The following is a 19,111-nucleotide window of genomic DNA, read 5'->3' as shown; positions in this document are numbered from 1 at the left end:
CGCCTTGATGCAGTTGGCGTCCGAGGGCGAGGTGGAGAACCCGCTTCTCCCGCCGATCCCCGAGCTCGTCATCGGTCTGATCGCCTTCGCCATCGTCTTCATCTTCCTGGCCAAGAAGCTCCTCCCGGTCATCAACAAGACGCTGGAGGAGCGTCGCGCGGCCATCGAAGGCGGTATGGAGAAGGCGGAGGCCGCCCAGGCCGAGGCCCAGCAGGTCCTTGAGGACTACCGGGCCCAGCTCGCCGATGCCCGCCACGAGGCCGCTCGGATGCGCCAGGAGGCGCAGGAGCAGGGTGTCGCGGTGATCGCCGAGATGCGGTCCGAGGGACAGCGTCAGCGCGACGAGATCATCGCTGCCGGCCACGCCCAGATCGAGGCCGACCGCAAGGCCGCCTCGGCCTCGCTCCGCCAGGACGTGGGCAAGCTCGCCACCGACCTGGCCGGCAGGATCGTCGCCGAGTCCCTCGTGGACGCCGGCCGGCAGAGCCGCACCATCGACCGCTTCCTCGACGACCTCGAGGTCAAGGCGGCCGACGTGACGAAGGTCGAGGCCACCCGATGAGCGGAGCGAGCCGGGAGGCCCTGGCCTCCGCACGGGAGCGCCTCGACGCGCTGGCGGACAACACCTCCGTCGACGCGGCGAAGCTCGCCGAGGAGCTGGCCGCCGTGACGGGGCTGCTCGACCGCGAGGTGTCGCTGCGTCGGGTCCTGACCGACCCGGCGCAGTCCGGTGAGGCCAAGGCCGAGCTGGCGCGCCGCCTGATCGGTGGCCAGGTGGGCGGCGAGACCGCCGACCTGGTGACCGGCACGGTCCGCTCCCGCTGGTCGCGCTCGCGCGACCTGGTGGACGCGCTCGAGGAGCTGGCCGCGACGGCCGACCTCGTCGCCGCCGAGCGGGCCGGTGTCCTGGACGACGTCGAGGACGAGCTGTTCCGCTTCGGCCGGATCGTGGGCGCCAGCCCCGAGCTGCGCTCCGCGCTGACCGACAAGGTCGCCGGGCGTACGGCCAAGACCGGACTGGTGAGCGAGCTGCTGGGCGGCCGGGCCAACCCGGTCACCGAGCGGCTCGTGGTCCGCCTGGTGGGACAGCCGCGTGGTCGTAGCCTGGAGGCAGGGCTGAACGCCCTGTCCAAGCTGGCCGCCGACCGCCGGGACCGGATGGTCGCGGTGGTCACCTCCGCGGTGCCGCTGAGCGATGCGCAGAAGCAGCGCCTCGGTGACACGCTGGCGAAGCTGTACGGGCGCCGGGTCCACCTCAACATGGACGTCGACCCCGAGATCCTCGGTGGCGTCCAGGTGCGGATCGGCGACGAGGTCATCAACGGCAGCATCGCCGACCGCCTCGCCGAGGCGGAGCGGCGGATGGCCGGCTGACCGGCCACCAACTCAAGAGCATGACTGACGGCCCGAGTTGGGCCGACGGTGTCCTCCGGGGGCCCGCAGCGCGACCGCTGCGGAAACCGGCCCCCGGAGAAGAAATACTTCGGGCCCAACAAGGAGAGCAGGGAACCCAGATGGCGGAGCTCACGATCCGGCCGGAGGAGATCCGGGACGCGCTGGAGAACTTTGTCCAGGCGTACAAGCCGGACGCGGCCTCGCGCGAGGAGGTCGGTACGGTCAGCGTTGCCGGCGACGGCATCGCTAAGGTCGAGGGTCTTCCCTCGGCCATGGCGAACGAGCTGCTGCGGTTCGAGGACGGAACCCTCGGTCTCGCCCTCAACCTCGAGGAGCGCGAGATCGGTGCGGTCGTCCTCGGCGAGTTCAGCGGCATCGAGGAGGGCCAGCCGGTGCAGCGCACCGGTGAGGTGCTCTCCGTCGCGGTGGGCGAGGGCTACCTCGGCCGCGTCGTCGACCCGCTGGGCAACCCGATCGACGGCCTCGGCGAGATCGCGACCGAAGGTCGCCGCGCCCTGGAGCTGCAGGCCCCGGGCGTCATGGTCCGCAAGTCGGTCCACGAGCCGATGCAGACCGGCCTCAAGGCCGTCGACGCGATGGTGCCGATCGGCCGTGGCCAGCGACAGCTGATCATCGGCGACCGCCAGACCGGCAAGACCGCGCTGGCCGTCGACACGATCATCAACCAGCGCGACAACTGGCGCTCCGGCGACCCGAAGAAGCAGGTCCGCTGCATCTACGTCGCCGTCGGCCAGAAGGGCTCCACCATCGCGTCCGTGCGCGGCGCGCTGGAGGAGGCGGGCGCCCTGGAGTACACGACGATCGTCGCCGCTCCCGCGTCCGACCCGGCCGGCTTCAAGTACCTCGCCCCGTACACCGGCTCGGCCATCGGTCAGCACTGGATGTACCAGGGCAAGCACGTCCTGATCGTCTTCGACGACCTGTCGAAGCAGGCCGACGCCTACCGCGCCGTCTCCCTGCTGCTGCGCCGCCCGCCGGGCCGTGAGGCGTACCCGGGCGACGTCTTCTACCTGCACTCGCGTCTGCTGGAGCGCTGCGCCAAGCTCTCCGACGAGATGGGTGCCGGCTCGATGACCGGTCTGCCGATCGTCGAGACCAAGGCCAACGACGTGTCGGCGTTCATCCCGACCAACGTCATCTCCATCACCGACGGCCAGTGCTTCCTGGAGTCCGACCTCTTCAACGCGGGCCAGCGCCCGGCGCTGAACGTCGGTATCTCGGTCTCCCGTGTCGGTGGCTCCGCCCAGCACAAGGCCATGAAGCAGGTCTCCGGCCGGCTTCGCGTGGACCTCGCCCAGTACCGCGAGCTGGAGGCGTTCGCCGCCTTCGGTTCCGACCTGGACGCGGCCTCGAAGTCGCAGCTGGAGCGCGGCAAGCGCATGGTCGAGCTGCTGAAGCAGGGCCAGTACGCCCCGTACTCGGTCGAGGACCAGGTCGTCTCCGTCTGGGCCGGCACCACCGGCAAGATGGACGACGTGCCGGTCGAGGACATCCAGCGCTTCGAGCGCGAGATGCTCGACTACCTGGGCCGCGAGCACAAGGGCCTGATGACCAGCATCGTCGAGGGCGGCAAGATGTCCGACGACACCCTCCAGGCGCTCGCCGACGCCATCGCCACCTTCAAGAAGCAGTTCGAGACCTCGGACGGCAAGCTTCTCGGTGACGACGCCACGGCCGGCTCCGCGAAGTGACGACGACGGAAGGGACCTGATCCATGGGAGCCCAGCTCCGGGTCTACAAGCGTCGCATCCGCTCCGTCACCGCGACCAAGAAGATCACCAAGGCGATGGAGATGATCGCCGCCTCGCGCATCGTCAAGGCGCAGCGCCAGGTGGCGGCATCGACGCCGTACGCGAGTGAACTCACCCGCGCGGTGACGGCGGTTGCGACCGGTTCGAACACCAAGCACGCGCTGACCACCGAGGTCGAGCGCCCGGTCCGGGCCGCGGTCCTGCTCGTCACGAGCGATCGCGGTCTGGCCGGCGGCTACTCCTCCAACGCCATCAAGGCCGCGGACCGCCTCACCGAGCGCCTGCGCTCGGAGGGCAAGGACGTCGTCACGTACATCATCGGCCGCAAGGGCGTTGCGTACTACGGCTTCCGGGAGCGTCCGGTGGCGGAGTCGTGGACCGGCTTCACCGACAGCCCGACGTACGCCGACGCCAAGCGCGTCGCGGGTCCGCTGATCGAGGCGGTCCAGCTGGACACGGCCGAGGGCGGCGTCGACGAGCTGCACATCGTCTTCACCGAGTTCGTCTCGATGATGACGCAGTCGCCCGTCGAGAAGCGGCTGCTGCCGCTCACCCTCGACGCGGCGGAGGAGCCCGAGGAGGCCGCGAAGGGCAAGATCCTTCCGCTCTTCGACTTCGAGCCGTCGGCGGAGGACGTCCTCGACGCGCTGCTGCCGCGGTACGTCGAGAGCCGTATCTACAACGCGCTGCTGCAGTCGGCCGCTTCCGAGCACGCCGCCCGCCGCCGCGCGATGAAGTCGGCGACCGACAACGCCGGCGAACTCATCAAGACGCTGTCGCGCCTTGCCAATGCGGCCCGACAGGCCGAAATCACCCAGGAAATCAGCGAGATCGTCGGTGGCTCCAGTGCCCTGGCCGACGCTAACGCGGGGAGTGACTGACCACTATGACCACGACTGTTGAAACCGCCACGGCCACCGGCCGCGTCGCGCGGGTCATCGGCCCGGTCGTCGACGTGGAGTTCCCCGTCGACGCGATGCCGGAGATCTACAACGCGCTGCACGTCCAGGTCGCCGACCCGGCCGAGGACGGCAAGCTCAAGACGCTGACCCTCGAGGTCGCGCAGCACCTGGGCGAGGGCCTGGTCCGCGCCATCTCGATGCAGCCCACCGACGGTCTGGTCCGCCAGGCCGCCGTCACCGACACGGGCACGGGCATCACCGTCCCCGTCGGCGACGTCACCAAGGGCAAGGTGTTCAACACCCTCGGTGAGATCCTGAACAAGCCGGAGGCCGAGTCCGAGGTCTCCGAGCGCTGGGCGATCCACCGCAAGGCCCCCAGCTTCGACCAGCTCGAGTCGAAGACCGAGATGTTCGAGACCGGCGTCAAGGTCATCGACCTGCTGACCCCGTACGTCAAGGGCGGCAAGATCGGTCTGTTCGGTGGTGCCGGTGTCGGCAAGACCGTGCTGATCCAGGAAATGATCTACCGCGTGGCCAACAACCACGACGGTGTGTCGGTGTTCGCCGGTGTCGGTGAGCGCACCCGTGAGGGCAACGACCTCATCGAGGAAATGACCGACTCGGGCGTCATCGACAAGACGGCGCTCGTCTTCGGCCAGATGGACGAGCCGCCGGGCACCCGTCTGCGCGTCGCCCTGGCCGGTCTGACCATGGCGGAGTACTTCCGCGATGTGCAGAAGCAGGACGTGCTCTTCTTCATCGACAACATCTTCCGTTACACCCAGGCCGGTTCCGAGGTGTCCACCCTGCTCGGCCGTATGCCGTCCGCGGTGGGTTACCAGCCGAACCTGGCGGACGAGATGGGTCTGCTCCAGGAGCGCATCACCTCGACCCGCGGTCACTCGATCACCTCGATGCAGGCGATCTACGTCCCCGCGGACGACCTGACCGACCCGGCCCCGGCCACGACCTTCGCGCACCTCGACGCGACGACCGTGCTGTCGCGTCCGATCTCGGAGAAGGGCATCTACCCGGCGGTCGACCCGCTGGACTCGACGTCCCGCATCCTGGACCCGCGCTACATCGCGCGGGAGCACTACGACGCCGCGATGCGCGTCAAGACGATCCTGCAGAAGTACAAGGATCTCCAGGACATCATCGCGATCCTCGGTATCGACGAGCTGGGCGAGGAGGACAAGCTCGTCGTCCACCGTGCCCGTCGCGTCGAGCGCTTCCTGTCGCAGAACACCCACGTGGCGAAGCAGTTCACCGGTGTCGACGGCTCGGACGTGCCGCTGGACGAGTCCATCGCCGCGTTCAACGCGATCTGCGACGGTGAGTACGACCACTTCCCCGAGCAGGCGTTCTTCATGTGCGGTGGCATCGAGGACCTGAAGGCCAACGCCAAGGAGCTGGGCGTCTCCTGAGCCCCGTGCTCACGGCCGGGGGTGGGGCGATCCCGCCCCCGGTCGTCACGTCCCCTATTCTTTGACCCAACACCCGTCGGATCTGGCGGGTGACAGACCCGAGGAGCCACGTTGGCTGCTGAGCTGCACGTCGAGCTGGTCGCGGCGGACCGAAGCGTCTGGTCCGGCGAGGCCACTCTGGTCATCGCGCGTACCACATCGGGTGACATCGGCGTCATGCCCGGCCACCAGCCGCTGCTCGGTGTGCTGGAGTCCGGCCCGGTGACCATCAAGACCGCCGGCGGCAATGTCATCGCCGCGGTGCACGGTGGGTTCATCTCCTTCGCGGACGACAAGCTCTCGCTCGTCGCCGAGATGGCGGAGCTCGCCGACGAGATCGATGTCCAGCGCGCCGAGCGCGCGCTGGAGCGTGCACAGTCGGAGGCCGACGCGGCCGCCGAGCGTCGCGCGGACATCCGGCTGCGTGCGGTCACGGGCGTTCACTAGCCCGCGACCCACAGAGATCGTCCCTCAGCCGCGGACCGCACTGGATCACTCCAGGGCGGTCCGCGGCTGAGGCAATACAGGTGCGGTTGCTCTAGATGATGCGAGGAGGTCGGTGGAGATGGTCCTCGCTCTGCTCGTGAGCGGCATCGTCGTCTTGCTGGTGTTGATCGGGCTCTTTGTCTTCGGGCTGCGCAGGCGGCTCATCCAGCGGTCGGGTGGCACCTTCGACTGCAGTCTGCGCTGGAGCGTCCCGGAGGACGCCCCGCTGGACGGCAAGGGGTGGGTCTACGGCGTCGCCCGCTACAACAGTGACCGGATCGAGTGGTTCCGGGTCTTCTCCTACGCGGTGCGCCCGCGGCGCGTGCTGGAGCGGGCGTCGATCGAGGTGCTGGAGCGGCGCGCGCCGTTCGGTGACGAGGAGCTGGCGCTGCTCTCCGACGCCGTCGTGCTGATCTGTGTCCATCAGGGGACGCGGCTCGAACTGGCCATGAGCGAGGACGCGCTGACCGGGTTCCTGGCGTGGCTGGAGGCGGCGCCTCCCGGGCAGCGCGTCAACGTGGCTTAGTGCTTGGCGCTTTGCCGGCGGTCAGCTCAGACCGCTGCTGACGGCAGTCATCAGCGGTCCCGTGTCACCCGACATCTCCCAGATCATCACGCCGCCCAGGCCCTTTCCGCGCAGCCAGGCGGCCTTCTGGCCGATGGACCAGGCGTCGTCGAAGGTCCACCACTGGCCGTTGTCACCGGTGTAGCCGTACGTGGCGACGGCCTGTTCGTCGTGGTAGACGGTCAGGTCCGGCACGGACGCGATCAGGTTGGCGTAGCCGCGCGTCCCCGCCTCCTCGGGGAACTGCCCCGGCGCCGCCCCGTTCGCCTTCTGCCACGCGCCGTGCGCGCCGCCGTCGGCGACCTGCTGCCAGCCGCGCCCGTAGAACGCCAGGCCGAGCATCACCTTGCGCGGGTCGACGCCCGCGTCGAGGTAGGTCTGCACGGTCCTGTCCACGCTGAACTTCGTGGCGTACGGGTCCTTGGGGTCGGTGTAGAGGTTGCCCTGGTGCCCGGTGAGGTTGGGTTCCCAGCTGTTGTCGCTGCCCGAGCCGTGGAAGTCGTAGCCCTGGACGTTGGCGTAGTCCATGTAGTCGAAGACGCTGGGCGTGCCGTCCTTGGTGGTGATGTCCCAGCCCGCGTCGATCTTGGCCGGGTCCGCCGGGGTGAAGGCGGTGACGAGGTACTTCTTCCCGGTGGTCGAGGACAGCGCGTCGAGCTGCTTGCGGAACTCCGCGAACAGCAGGGTGTTGTTCGCCTTGTCGTCCTTCGAGACGTGGTTGCCCGGGTGGCCGTCGGAGCCGGGCCACTCCCAGTCGATGTCGAAGCCGTCGAAGATGCCGGCCGCCGAGCCGTCGCCGCCGCGCCCGTTGCTGACCGGCAGGTTGCCCTTGATGTACATGTCGATGCAGGACTTCACGAACTTCTGCCGGGACGCGTCCGTCCTGGCCACGTCGGAGAAGTACTTGCTGTAGGTCCAGCCGCCCACCGACATGATGACCTTGAGGTCGGGGTGCTTGGCCTTGAGCTTCTTCAGCTGGTTGAAGTTGCCCGCCAGCGGCTGGTCCCAGGTGTCCCCGACGCCGTCGACGGACTCACCGGCCGCGAACCCCTTCTCGTAGTCCGCCCAGGAGTCGCCCGCGCCGTCGCCCTGGCTGGGGTCCTCGGGGTTGGACGAGGTGGCCTTGGTGACGCCGTTGAGACAGGTGAGGTTGTTCGGGTCGATGTTGGAGAAGGCGTAGTTGAGGTGCGTGAGCTTCGCGGCCGCGCCGGAGTCCTCCAGCGACTTCACGGTGTACGCGCGCCCGTAGATGCCCCACTGCACGAAGTAGCCGACCTTGGCGTAGTCGCCGGCCGGTGGCTTCGTGCCGCCGCCGGTGGTGCGCACGGTCAGCGGCGGGCTCGCCTTGCCGGTCTGGTCCGCGGTGTCGCGGGCGACGACGGTGTAGGTGTAGTCGGTGCCCGGCGTCAGGCCCGTGTCGGTGTACGCGAGCTTGGCGACGGTGGTGACCTTGGCCGTGCCGCGGTACACGTCGTAGTTCTTGATGCCCTTGTCGTCCGTGGCCGCCGGCCACTTCAGGGAGACGGAGGTGTCCGTGACGGCCGTCGCCTGCGGGGTGCCGGGCGCGGACGGCGGGTTGTCGCCCGGGGGTGTGCCGCCGTCACAGCCGCCGCCGTTGATCCTGCAGCCGCCCGGGGCGCCGTCGCCGGTGGCGACGAAGCCGAAGGTGACGGCGGCGCCGGGGGCGATGGCGCCGTTGTACTCCCGGTTCTTGGCCGTGACATGGGTGCCCGAGCTGGTGAGCAGGGTGTCCCAGAAGGAGCCGACCGTGGTGGTCGCGGGGAAGTCCCACTCCACGGTCCAGCCGTTGACGGCGGTGGTGCCGGTGTTCTTGACCGTCCACTCGCCCTGGAAGCCCGTGCCCCAGTCCGATGTCTTGGCGAAGACGGCGGTGAGCGAGGCCGCCTTCGGGGCGGGGTCCGCGTGCGAGGGGGCGGTGGCCAGGCCGACGAGCGCGGCGGCCGGGAGGAGCAGCGCGGAGAAGGCCGCGACGGCTCGGGACAGGGGGTGTCTGCTGCGGGTTGAGGATCCTGTGCTCAAGGGAGCTCCTCGAGTGGGGCCTTGTGGTGGGGGTGTGGGGGGTGGTGCGCGGGGGCCGTGGTGCGACCGGTGAGCGTGCGCTATCCGGACACGTTCCGCGCGGCTGTGGTGGGGAGAGTAAAAAGGTCCGTACCAATGGTCAAGAGGTCTGGACCAGCCCCAGTTCCCGCGCCAGGACCGCCGCCTGCACCCGGCTGCGCAGCTCCAACTTGCCCAGCAGACGGCTGACATGGGTCTTCACCGTCGCCTCCGCCATCGTCAGGCGCACCGCGATGTCCGCGTTGGACAGCCCCTCGCCCAGACACGCCAGCACCTCCCGCTCCCGGCGGGTGAGCGGCTCCAGGATCCGCGGGTCCGGCGCCCCCGGCCGTACGGAGGCGGGCCGTGCGAACTCCGCGATCAGCCGCCGCGTCACCGCCGGGGAGATCAGGCCCTCGCCCCGCGCCACCGTCCGCACCGCCGCGACCAGATCGGCGGCCTCGCTGTCCGGACGCCTTCGGGTCGCCGATCGACAGCGCGGCCGTGGAGTGGATCGCGATGGCGGACAGGTGCCCGGCCACCACGTCGTGCAGCTCGCGTGCCATCCGGGCGCGCTCCGCGCCGACCGCCTCCCGGCGGTCCAACTCGGCCAGCAGCGCGGTCCGCTCGGCCTCCAGCCGGGCGGACCGGGCGGCGTCCCGGTGCACCCGGACGCCCACCCCCGTCCACGCGGGGGTGATGGTGATCACGCCGAGGCCGATGCCGACCAGCAGCGCGGAGGGGGAGCGGACGATCGCGGCGGCCAGCAGCGTCCCCACGACGGTGAGCACCTCGGTGGCGCGCGGGATGAAGCGGTACGCGGCCGGGGGCCCGTACAGCACCGCCGCGTAGACGAGGTCGGTGAACATCGCGACGTTCGCCATGATGCTGCCCGAGAGCACGTCGAGCGTCAGCGCGCCCACCCCGACGGCGAGGCCCGTCAGCGGGGCCCTGCGGCGCAGCAGTTCGGCACCGGCCATGACCGCCAGCGCCACCAGCGCGAGCCGCTTGGGCACCGCCGCCACCGGCGAGCCGGTCAGCCCCAGCGCGTACAGCGCCACGCCGCCGAGCAGCCCGGCGGCGGCGATGAGCGCCTCTTCGCGGGGGGAACGGGACATGGCTCCATCACAGCACGTCGGAGGGGGTACGGGCGCCCCCTGCCGGGGCGGCGTGGGCCGGCGGCGCTACATCGAAGGATGCAGTGGAGGATCGTCGCCGCCGACGAGGAAAGGGGCGCGAGCGGGGGCGACGCTGGTGGGGAGGGAAGGGAGAACCCCCGTGATCGTGTCGTTGATCATCGTGTGCGAGGCCGGCTTCTGGGTGCTGCTGGCCGGCGGGCTGAGCCTGCGCTATCTGGCCCGGATGCCGCGCGCGGGCCTCGCGGTGCTGCTGCTGGAACCGGTGCTGGAGCTGATCCTGCTGGTCGCGACCGCGGTCGATCTGAAGAACGGTGCCCAGGCCGACTGGAAGCACGGCCTGGCGGCGGTCTGCATCGGCTTCTCGGTGGGCCTCGGCCACTCCACGATCACCTGGGCCGACCAGCGCTTCGCGCACCGCTTCGCGGGCGGCCCGCCGCCGCCGGCGAAGCCGGAGTACGGGCGGGCGCGCACGGTGCACGAATGGCGGACGGCGGGCCGCTGGTGCCTCGCGGCGGCCGTCGCGGCGGGGCTGCTTCAGGCGGCGGTCTGGTACGTCGGCGACTCGGGCGACACCAGCTCGCTGCGGGACTGGCAGACGAAGATGCTCCTGGTGATCGGGATCAATCTGGTCATCGCGGTGAGCTATACGATCTGGCCGAAACAGCCCAAGGGGCAGGACGGCTGAGTCCGTCCGGCAGCCGCAGGCCGGTGGGGGCTTGGCGCGCAGTTCCCCGCGCCCCTGGCGGGGCCCGGTTCCGCGCCGTACTTCACCGGTTCTCGCCCGGCACCCAGAGGATGTCCCCGACCTCCTTGTTCGCCGTCCGCGCCAAAATGAAGAGCAGGTCGGAGAGGCGGTTGAGGTAGGTCGCCGCCAGCGGGTTCATGATGTCGGTGTGCAGCTCCATCGCCGCCCAGGTGGAGCGTTCCGCGCGGCGTACCACCGTGCACGCCTGGTGCAGCAGGGCCGCGCCCGGGGTGCCGCCGGGGAGGATGAAGCTGCGGAGCTTCTCCAGGCCCTCCAGGAAGTGGTCGCAGTCCGCCTCCAGCTTGTCGACGTACGACTGCTCGACGCGCAGCGGGGGGTACTTGGGGTTCTCCGCGACCGGGGTCGCGAGGTCCGCGCCCACGTCGAAGAGGTCGTTCTGGATGCGGACGAGCACCTTGACGACCTCCTCCGGCAGCTGCCCGAGCGCGATCGCGACGCCGATGGCGGCGTTGGCCTCGTTGGCGTCGGCGTAGGCGGCGATGCGGGTGTCGGTCTTCACGGTGCGGCTCATGTCACCGAGGGCGGTGGTGCCGCTGTCGCCGGTGCGGGTGTAGATACGCGTCAGATTGACCATGGGAGGAGCGTAGGCCGTGCGGCGGCCGCGCCGGGGGTTCCCGGCCGCCGGACGCACCGGTTTCGCGTACCGCCCGCGCGACCTGCAACTGTGAACACTGATGCTGGAGATACTCAACTGGTGCGTGGGGCGCGGCTGGTAGCCGTCTCGGTGTGATGTCCGTCATGTGGGACGTGACGCGCATCTCTAACCTCCCAAAGCCGCCCCCATGGGCGCTAATGTCCGCCCGAGAGAGTGCGTACGGAACAGAACAGCGTTGTGCACAGGGAGTAAGGGGACAGCCGTGGCCAAGAAGCTCGCCGTCATCGGTGCCGGACTGATGGGGTCGGGGATCGCGCAGGTCTCCGCCCAGGCCGGCTGGGACGTCGTGCTTCGGGACGTCACCGACGCGGCGCTGCGCCGGGGCACGGACGGCATCAAGTCCTCCTACGACAAGTTCGTCTCCAAGGGCAAGCTCGACGCGGACGCGGCCGAGCGGGCGCTGGCCCGGATCACCACCACCACCGACCTCGACGGTGCCGCGGACGCCGACATCGTCGTCGAGGCCGTCTTCGAGGACGTCGACACCAAGCGGGACATCTTCCGCACCCTGGACGGGCTGGTGAAGGACGATACGGTCCTCGCCTCCAACACCTCCGCCATCCCGATCACCAAGATCGCGGCCGCCACGCGGCGGCCCGAGCGGGTCGTCGGCACGCACTTCTTCTCGCCGGTGCCGATGATGCAGCTCTGCGAGCTGGTCCGCGGCCACAAGACCGGCGACGAAACCCTCGCCACCGCCCGGGAGTTCGCGGAGGGCGTCGGCAAGACGTGCATCGTCGTCAACCGCGACGTCGCGGGCTTCGTCACCACCCGCCTCATCTCGGCGCTCGTCGTCGAGGCGGCGAAGCTCTACGAATCGGGCGTGGCCACCGCCGAGGACATCGACATCGCGTGCAAGCTGGGCTTCGGCCACGCGATGGGCCCGCTGGCCACCGCCGACCTCACCGGCGTGGACATCCTGACGCACGCCACCGGGAACATCTACGCCGAGTGCCAGGACGAGAAGTTCGCGCCGCCGGAGATCATGCGCCGCATGGTCGACGCGGGGGACCTCGGCCGCAAGAGCGGCCAGGGCTTTTACCAGCACTGACGCTGTCTCCGCTATCTGCCTCACCCGCCAGGGTGAATTAGGTATCGGTTGGCCAGCAAGCGGCAACCTTGTCGTGTGAAAGGCAGTCAGTTCTTTAGGACCTCATCCACATCACGCACCACTCCCGGGAGCGCATATGCACATCAGGGGCGACCACGCCGAACTGGTCGTCGGGGGGCGCCTCGACGTCCGCAGCGCGGCGGACGCCCGTACGGTCCTGCACTCCGCGCTCGACGCGGGCCGCGGTGACCTCGTGCTCGACCTCACCGAGCTGGACTCCTGGGACGCGACGGGGCTGGGCGTCATCATGGGCGCCCACCGCCGCGCCGGCCGCACCGGCCGGCGGCTGGTCCTGCGCGGAGTGCCCGACCGGATGCAGCGGCTGCTGGTCGCCACCCGCCTGCACCGCATCCTCGCCATCGAGGGCGGCATCGAGGCCGAGTCCCTGCCCGGAGTGTGACCGGCGCGCGCGGCGTCGGAGGCTTGCGGGGAATTGCGGGGAAGGCCCAGGCCCGGGGCTGTTGGGGCGTCCGTGCCCCGCTCCGTCTTTCGTCCGCTTCGTCCCTTCACCCTCATGGGACTGTGACCTCCCCCGGGCGGCGAGTCCCCCCTGGATTCATGGATACTGTCCGGAGGTCTGAGGTTCGGTTTTCCCGCCGCATAAGGCCGTACAACCATGCCCACACGGCGGGCACCGGACCCTGAGCGCCGACCGGGCGGTACCCGGCCGGGGGCGAGGGAGTGCGGACAGGCCGGGAGGGCACGACGGCACGCCACGCTTTTGGGGGCTTTCACCATGGACCCGACGAACCGATCCGAGGAATTCGGCGACGGCGCCCACGAGCCCGCCACCGACGGCGGCCCGGCGCGGGAGACGCAGGGTCAGGAGAGCGGCGGGCAGGGGCCCGCGCCCGTCCGCGTCGTCCGGCTCGTCGCCGGCGACTACGTCCTCACCGTCAATCCGCTCGACGGCAGCGAGATCGAGCCCTGCCTGCCCGGACAGCGGCCCGCGCACCCCGGCAAGCGCGGCCCCGCCGAGCGCGCCGAGCGGCTCCGCGCCACCCAGCCGCCGCCGCCCGCCCGCGCAGCGGGACCCGAACTCCCCTTGCTGGAACGGCAGGAGGAGCGCGAGAGACTCGTCCGCCTGCTGTCGCGCGGCCGCTCCGTACGCCTCACCGGCCCCTCCGGCTCCGGCCGCAGTGCCCTGCTCGACGCCGTCGCCGCGGACTGCGCGGACCTCGCGCCGGACGGTGTCGTGCGCCTGAGCGGCCACCACCGCACCACCACCGACCTGCTCCACGAGCTCTTCGCCGCCGTCCACGACGCGCCGCTGCACCGGCCGGACCGTGCCGAACTCCTGTCGCTGGTCCACGAGATCGGCGCGGTCGTCGTCCTGGACGACCTCGAATTCGGCGGCGCCGCGCTCGACGAGCTCCTCGACGCCACCCCCGAGTGCGCCTTCCTGCTCGCGGCCACGCCCGACATCGCCGCGCCCTCCGCCGACTCGCACCTCGAAGAGGTCTTCCTCGGCGGGCTCGACCGCACCGGCTGCCTGGAGCTGCTGGAGCACGCCGTCGGCCGCCCGCTCGCCGACGAGGAGGCCGACTGGGCGGCGGACCTGTGGTTCGCCTCCGAGGGGCTGCCGCTGCGCTTCGTCCAGGCCGGGGCGCTGCTGCGGCAGCGCGACAACCCGCCGGGCGCGGAGACCGCCGCGGCCGACGAGTTCGGCGTCGTCGCCGAGCGGCCGTACGTCACCGCCGCCGAGCCCGCCGAACCGGAGCCCGCCGCCGCGGGGTCCGACGTGCCGCTGCCCGCCCTCGCCTCGGCCACGGCCCCCGCGCCCCGGCTCGCCTCCCGGCTCGGCGAGGCCGCCCGCGACACCCTGCGCATCGCCGTCGCCCTCGGCGGCGAGGTCCCGCACCAGGCGCACCTGCCGGCCCTCGTGGGCGACACCCACGCGGACGCCGCGCTCGGCGAACTCCTCGCCGCCGGGCTGATCACCGCCGCCGGCGCGCACTACCGGCTGGCCGCGGGCGTCGCCGACCAACTGCTCGCCGAGGGGTACGGGCGGGACTCCGCCGAGCTGGCGCACGCCGCGGCCCAGCACTACGCCTGGTGGACCGGGCACCCCTCCGTCACCCCCGAGCGCGCCGCCCTGGAGGCCGACGCGATCCTCGCCGCGCTCGCGGCCACGGCCGCCGACGGCGAGGACGGGCGCGCGCAGGCGGCGGTGCTGCTGGCCCGCACGGCGGCGCCCGCCTTCGCGGCGGCCCTGCACTGGAGCGCCTGGGAGCGCTGCCTGCGGCACGGCCAGGCCGCGGCCCGGCGCAGCGGTGAGGTCGGCGAAGAGGCGTACTTCCACCACGAGTTGGGCGTGCTCGCCCTGTGCACCGGCAACGTCGACCGGGCCCGCGCCGAGCTGGAGGCGTCGGTCGGGATGCGCGGGGTGCTCGCGGACAAGCGCGGTGCCATAGCGGGCCGTCGCGCCCTCGCCCTCGTCGCCGACCTCTCCGGCCGGACGGCGAACGGGCCCGCGGCGCCACGGAACGAACCGGGCGCGGCCCCGGCGGCTCAGCCGTCCTCGGTGCCGTCGGTCCCGTCGTCGGCGCCGGCCCCCGCCTTCCCGCCCCCGCCCGCCGGGCCGGTGGCCGCGAGGGCGGCCTTCGGCGAGGAGGTCCCGGACGCGCGCCGCGAGGAGTCGGCGACGCCGCCCGTCGCGGTGCCGTCGCCCTTCGCCACGCCCGTCGACCAGGACCGCATCGCGACCGAGTCCTTCAGCCGGATCGGTCCGGGCGCGGCTCCGGGCGGTGGCGCGGAGAAGCGCCGGCCGTCCCAGCCGTGGGCGAGGAAGCTGATGGTCAGCGGCACCCGGCGCAACCTCGCCGCCGCGGGCGCCGGCGCGCTGCTCGCCGCGGTGCTCGGCACCGTCGTGACGCTCGGCGCGACGTCCCGCAGCCACGACGGGGACGCCTCCGACGGCAAGGTGACCCCCGACCGCTCCGCGTCGCAGCAGGACGGTGACAACGGGCTCACCGCGGACCACCCGGGTCCGGGCGAAGAGGGGCACGCGCACGTGCCGGGCAAGCCGGGGACGCCCGGTCAGTCGGCTTCCCCGGGGGCGTCGGGCGCGCCGTCCCCCGGCGCTTCGGGCAGCGCGTCGCCGAGCGCGGGGGCGAGTGGTGGGGGCAAGCCGTCCGGTGGGCCCTCGCAGCCCTCCACTGCGCCGGAGTCGCCTTCCAAGTCGCCGTCGAAGGAACCGAGCTCCGCGCCCGCGTCGCCGTCCAAGGACCCGACGAAGGATCCGACGAAGCAGCCCCCCACTTCGCCGGGGACGCCGTCGCAGCCGCCGGCGGGCGGAGGCGGTTCGAGCTCGGTGGCCGGTGGCCCGGCGACGACGGGCTCGTCGGGCAGCCGGCCGTCGGACGGCGGGGCGGGCAGCCCGACGGCTTGACCGGGGCGCCGTTGTGTGGGCCGGGGTGGCGCCCACCGGGGTGCCGCTTGAATGGGGTGTGGCGGGTGCGGGTCGGTGGGGGTTTGTCGCGCAGTTCCCCGCGCCCCCTGAGGGGGTGGGGCGCCGTTGTCGGGGTCAGCGGTCGTGGGCCGGAGCTGGATCCGCTGCGTCAGCGGGGGCTGGGGGCGCAGCCCCCAGGAACACCCCACCCACCTTCACCCTCAGGTCAGAACAGGCGAAGCTTGTCGTCCTCGATGCCGCGCATCGCGTCGTAGTCGAGGACGAGGCAGCCGATGCCGCGGTCCGTCGCGAGGACGCGGGCCTGCGGCTTGATCTCCTGGGCGGCGAAGACGCCGCGGACAGGGGCGAGGTGCGGGTCGCGGTTGAGCAGCTCCAGATAGCGCGTGAGCTGCTCGACACCGTCGATGTCGCCGCGCCGCTTCAGCTCCACGGCCACCGTCGCCCCGTCCGCGTCACGGCAGAGGATGTCCACGGGCCCGATCGCCGTGGGGTACTCCCGGCGGATCAGGGTGTAGCCCTCACCGAGCGTCTCGATCCGGTCGGCGAGCAGCTCCTGGAGGTGCGCTTCCACACCGTCCTTGATCAGACCCGGGTCGACGCCGAGTTCGTGGGAGGAATCGTGCAGCACTTCCTCCATAGTGATGATCAGCTTCTCGCCCGCCTTGTTGACCACCGTCCACACCGAGCCGTCGCCCTCCTTGAGGGTGCACGGCGGGGACATCCAGTTGAGGGGTTTGTAGGCCCTGTCGTCCGCGTGGATGGAGACACTGCCGTCCGCCTTGACGAGGATCAGTCGCGGGGCGGAGGGGAGGTGGGCGGTGAGCCGGCCCGCGTAGTCCACGGAGCAACGGGCGATGACGAGACGCATGGTCAGTCACGCTACTCGACTCCCGCCCCTCCACGCGATTCGCCCTTGATGAACCCCTTCGGTGGACCGCCGAACGCCCTGGGCCGTGGCCGGTTGTTGATGCGTTCTCCTGGTGCCCCCGCAGTGGCCGAATTACCGTTGAAGCGGGCGGTCGTCGTACGGGCACAGGGCGTCGTCGTCCGCTCGCCCATCCCTGAGACCCCGCTCGCGGGGTCGCGAGAGGAGAACTCATGTCGCTCGACGTCTCACCGGCCCTCCTTGAACAGGCCGAGCGAGGCGAGGTCGACGAAGCGGCTTTCGTCGACTGCGTCCGGACCTCCCTGCCGTACGCGTGGGAGATGATCAGCTCCCTGGTGGCCCGGCTCAAGATCGACGGTGGCGAGTTCGCCGACAACCAGACGCCTCCGCCGGATGAGCAGGCCCGTGGCCAGCTGCTGCGAGCCCTGGCGAGTGACGCGATCCGTGGTTCGCTGGAGCGGCACTTCGGTGTCCGCCTGGCGTTCCAGAACTGCCACCGGGTGGCGGTCTTCCCGCTCGACCCGGCGGCCGACGACCGTCTCGCCCGCTTCACCTCGATCCGTGGCCAGCTGCTCAACCAGTCCCCGCTCCTGCGGGACTGCTGAGGCATCCGTGCTGCCGCTCAGCGATCAGTGTGGGCGGCAGCGCTGGGGGGTGCGGCGCTTGGGTGCGGGTTGTGTGCGCCTGCGGCGGGCTTTTTCCCCAGCCCCGCCCCTTCCCGGAACTGGGGCGCTGCCCCAGACCCCGAGCTGCGGGCCGGTTCGCCGCCTGCGGCGGGGGCGCCCTTCGGGCGCGTCCTCAAACGCCGGACGGGCTGAATACACGGGCTACGGTCCGCGCCATCCAGCCCGTCCGGCGATTGAGGACAGCGCGCAAGCGACCCGCAGCGATCACGCGAGCAGCGGCAGCACCTCGGAGCCCAGCCGGCGGAGGTTGTCCTCCGTGGCGGCCAGGTCGCCGGAGCCCTCGGCGAGGAGGGCGAAGCGGGTGATGCCCGTACGCTCGGACGTCGCCGCGAGACGGTCCGCGCACAGCCGTGGCGGCCCCACCGGATGGAGCTCGCAGAGCTGCTGGGTGTAGGCGAGCGGATCGCGCATCCGCCGCGGCCTGCCGTCGACCGTCTCGTAGGCGGCGAGCCCGTGGTGGAACCACCCCGGCATGGCCTTGAGCAAGGTCTCCGCGGCCTCCTGCCGCCGGTCCCCGACCTGTGCGACACCGGCCGACACATGGCCGGCGGCCGCCACCTCCTCGGGTGAACTCCCGCTCTCGAGCGCGCACTTGCGCCAGAGGGCGACCATCTCGGCTTTCTCCTCGTCGGAGTTGTGCATCCCGAGCAGCATCGGCAGGCCGCGCGCGGCCGCCAGCCGTACGCTCGCGGGCGAGGTGCAGGCGAGCAGCACCGGCGGGCCGGAACGATCCTCCAGATCGTCCGGGCGTGGCACGACGGGCACTTCGCGGAAGTGGAAGCGGGGCCCGGCCGCGCTCACGCGGGGTGTGCGCAGCCACCGCAGCAGCAGGTCGAGCGATTCGGGGAAGCCCTGCTCGTACGCCTCCAGGCCCGTGCCGAAGACCTCCAGGTCCACCCAGGGGCCGCCGCGGCCCACGCCCAGGGTGAAGCGGCCCTCGGACGCGAGGTGCAGCAGGGCCGCCTGCTCGCCGAGCGCCACGGGGTGCACCGTGGGCAGCACGCTCACCGCCGTGCCCACCTCGATCCGCCGGGTGCGCCCCAGCACCAGCCCGGCCAGCGTCGCCGCCGACGGGCAGACGCCGTACGGAATGAAGTGGTGTTCCGCGAGCCAGACCGCGTCGAGTCCGGCCTCCTCGGCGACCACCGCCGACCGGACGGACCGGTGCAGCGCCTCCCCATGTCCCTGGCCGGGGAACTGTGCGGCCAGGACGAATGCTCCAACGCGCATCGCTCTCAATCTCCTTGCTGGCGACCGACGCGGCATCCCCCACGGGAATCAACGGCTGACACGTGCCATGGGCACGGCCTCGCGTTAAGTTTTAACGATGATCGGAGAACGCTCGGGTGGTGCTTGGGGGATGCGCGCCCGGGACGGTCACCGTGACGCGTAACCTGGTTACGGCCCGTAGCCCCCAGACCTCCGAGGTGCCCCGTGTCCCCGCGCCGAAACCGCCCGCGAGGCGGCGCAGATCATCAGACCGACGCCCCGCGCGAGTTCGTCGGCGACCGCTACGGCCTGGAGAGCAGCGAGAGCTGGCAGGGCGAGGAGTGGGCCGTCCGCACGGTCGGCGGCGGCGCGGCGGCCAAGCACTACCGCTGCCCCGGCTGTGACCAGGAGATCCCGCCCGGTGTCCCGCACCTCGTCGCGTGGCCGCAGTACGGCGGCGGCGTGGAGGACCGGCGGCACTGGCACAAGGCGTGCTGGAACGCGAAGGACCGCCGGAGCGCGCGGCTCCAGCGGTCCCGTAACGCACCTCGGTATTGAGGCCTGGCGGTGGGGAGATGGCCGGGCGGGCTTGAGGACACCGCC

General features: G+C 71.5%; 17 protein-coding genes and 1 pseudogene. 13 read left to right on the top strand and 5 right to left on the bottom strand.

Annotated features, from left to right (window positions below; all coding sequences use genetic code 11):
- Positions 1-7 precede the first annotated feature (7 nt).
- The 7 genes from AB0435_RS20985 to AB0435_RS20955 all read left to right on the top strand — a co-directional run bounded on the left by AB0435_RS20985 (position 8) and on the right by AB0435_RS20955 (position 6,547).
- The gene (locus tag AB0435_RS20985) at positions 8-562 is read left to right on the top strand and encodes a F0F1 ATP synthase subunit B (RefSeq protein WP_366003382.1); all 555 of its coding nucleotides are present in this window, start codon (positions 8-10) and stop codon (positions 560-562) included.
- Positions 559-1,374 (top strand): F0F1 ATP synthase subunit delta, encoded by an 816-nt coding sequence (locus tag AB0435_RS20980; RefSeq protein ID WP_366427647.1) that lies wholly within the window; start codon positions 559-561, stop codon positions 1,372-1,374. The genes AB0435_RS20985 and AB0435_RS20980 overlap by 4 nt, the downstream gene beginning before the upstream one ends.
- Positions 1,375-1,514: 140 nt before the next feature.
- Positions 1,515-3,107 carry a F0F1 ATP synthase subunit alpha gene (gene atpA, locus AB0435_RS20975; RefSeq protein WP_366003353.1) on the top strand — a complete coding sequence of 531 codons (1,593 nt, stop codon included), beginning with the start codon at positions 1,515-1,517 and terminating at the stop codon, positions 3,105-3,107.
- A 23-nt stretch (positions 3,108-3,130) separates the two neighbouring features.
- Positions 3,131-4,048 (top strand): F0F1 ATP synthase subunit gamma, encoded by a 918-nt coding sequence (locus AB0435_RS20970; RefSeq protein WP_366003354.1) that lies wholly within the window; start codon positions 3,131-3,133, stop codon positions 4,046-4,048.
- 5 nt (positions 4,049-4,053) lie between these two features.
- A complete protein-coding gene (atpD, locus tag AB0435_RS20965) occupies positions 4,054-5,496 on the top strand; it encodes a F0F1 ATP synthase subunit beta (protein ID WP_366003355.1) in 1,443 nt (480 codons plus the stop codon).
- A 111-nt stretch (positions 5,497-5,607) separates the two neighbouring features.
- Positions 5,608-5,982, top strand: coding sequence for a F0F1 ATP synthase subunit epsilon (locus tag AB0435_RS20960; RefSeq protein WP_366003356.1), 375 nt, complete (start codon positions 5,608-5,610; stop codon positions 5,980-5,982).
- A 118-nt stretch (positions 5,983-6,100) separates the two neighbouring features.
- Positions 6,101-6,547 (top strand): DUF2550 domain-containing protein, encoded by a 447-nt coding sequence (locus tag AB0435_RS20955; RefSeq protein WP_366003357.1) that lies wholly within the window; start codon positions 6,101-6,103, stop codon positions 6,545-6,547.
- 21 nt (positions 6,548-6,568) lie between these two features.
- On the opposite strand, the gene AB0435_RS20950 is transcribed toward AB0435_RS20955, so the two are convergent.
- Together AB0435_RS20950 and AB0435_RS20945 are read right to left on the bottom strand one after the other, a co-directional pair.
- On the bottom strand, positions 6,569-8,626 hold the full coding sequence (locus AB0435_RS20950; RefSeq protein WP_366003358.1) for a glycoside hydrolase family 18 chitinase: 2,058 nt from the start codon (positions 8,624-8,626) through the stop codon (positions 6,569-6,571).
- A gap of 139 nt (positions 8,627-8,765) precedes the next feature.
- Positions 8,766-9,113: pseudogene (locus AB0435_RS20945) on the bottom strand (response regulator transcription factor); the annotation flags it as partial.
- Positions 9,114-9,922: 809 nt separating this feature from the next.
- On the opposite strand from AB0435_RS20945, the gene AB0435_RS20940 reads away from it, so the two are divergent.
- Positions 9,923-10,468 (top strand): hypothetical protein, encoded by a 546-nt coding sequence (locus AB0435_RS20940; protein ID WP_366427646.1) that lies wholly within the window; start codon positions 9,923-9,925, stop codon positions 10,466-10,468.
- A gap of 82 nt (positions 10,469-10,550) precedes the next feature.
- Here the strand turns inward: AB0435_RS20940 and AB0435_RS20935 are convergent, their stop codons facing one another.
- Positions 10,551-11,123 (bottom strand): cob(I)yrinic acid a,c-diamide adenosyltransferase, encoded by a 573-nt coding sequence (locus AB0435_RS20935; RefSeq protein WP_366003364.1) that lies wholly within the window; start codon positions 11,121-11,123, stop codon positions 10,551-10,553.
- Between the two features lie 283 nt (positions 11,124-11,406).
- Between AB0435_RS20935 and AB0435_RS20930 the strand changes: the two genes are divergently transcribed.
- The 3 genes from AB0435_RS20930 (at position 11,407) to AB0435_RS20920 (ending at position 15,706) form a co-directional block, all read left to right on the top strand.
- Entirely contained in the window at positions 11,407-12,255 is an 849-nt protein-coding gene (locus tag AB0435_RS20930; RefSeq protein WP_366003366.1) for a 3-hydroxyacyl-CoA dehydrogenase family protein, read from the top strand.
- Between the two features lie 136 nt (positions 12,256-12,391).
- Positions 12,392-12,715, top strand: coding sequence for an STAS domain-containing protein (locus AB0435_RS20925; protein ID WP_361527260.1), 324 nt, complete (start codon positions 12,392-12,394; stop codon positions 12,713-12,715).
- Between the two features lie 336 nt (positions 12,716-13,051).
- Entirely contained in the window at positions 13,052-15,706 is a 2,655-nt protein-coding gene (locus AB0435_RS20920; protein ID WP_366427645.1) for an ATP-binding protein, read from the top strand.
- Positions 15,707-15,932: 226 nt separating this feature from the next.
- Here AB0435_RS20920 and nucS read toward each other — a convergent pair whose 3' ends face one another.
- Positions 15,933-16,595, bottom strand: a complete 663-nt coding sequence (gene nucS / locus AB0435_RS20915; protein WP_116213924.1) for an endonuclease NucS — start codon at positions 16,593-16,595, stop codon at positions 15,933-15,935.
- A 230-nt stretch (positions 16,596-16,825) separates the two neighbouring features.
- Between nucS and AB0435_RS20910 the strand changes: the two genes are divergently transcribed.
- Positions 16,826-17,218 (top strand): SCO5389 family protein, encoded by a 393-nt coding sequence (locus AB0435_RS20910; RefSeq protein ID WP_366003369.1) that lies wholly within the window; start codon positions 16,826-16,828, stop codon positions 17,216-17,218.
- Positions 17,219-17,503: 285 nt separating this feature from the next.
- Here the strand turns inward: AB0435_RS20910 and AB0435_RS20905 are convergent, their stop codons facing one another.
- Positions 17,504-18,529 carry an LLM class flavin-dependent oxidoreductase gene (locus AB0435_RS20905; RefSeq protein WP_366003370.1) on the bottom strand — a complete coding sequence of 342 codons (1,026 nt, stop codon included), beginning with the start codon at positions 18,527-18,529 and terminating at the stop codon, positions 17,504-17,506.
- Between the two features lie 204 nt (positions 18,530-18,733).
- On the opposite strand from AB0435_RS20905, the gene AB0435_RS20900 reads away from it, so the two are divergent.
- On the top strand, positions 18,734-19,066 hold the full coding sequence (locus AB0435_RS20900; RefSeq protein ID WP_366003371.1) for an ATP/GTP-binding protein: 333 nt from the start codon (positions 18,734-18,736) through the stop codon (positions 19,064-19,066).
- Positions 19,067-19,111: the final 45 nt, after the last annotated feature.

Source organism: Streptomyces sp. NPDC051173, assembly GCF_040689515.1.
In the GTDB taxonomy this organism is placed as follows: Bacteria; Actinomycetota; Actinomycetes; order Streptomycetales; family Streptomycetaceae; genus Streptomyces.
The sequence above is the reverse complement of the archived record's forward strand: the minus strand, read 5'-3'. Positions and strand labels throughout refer to the sequence as shown.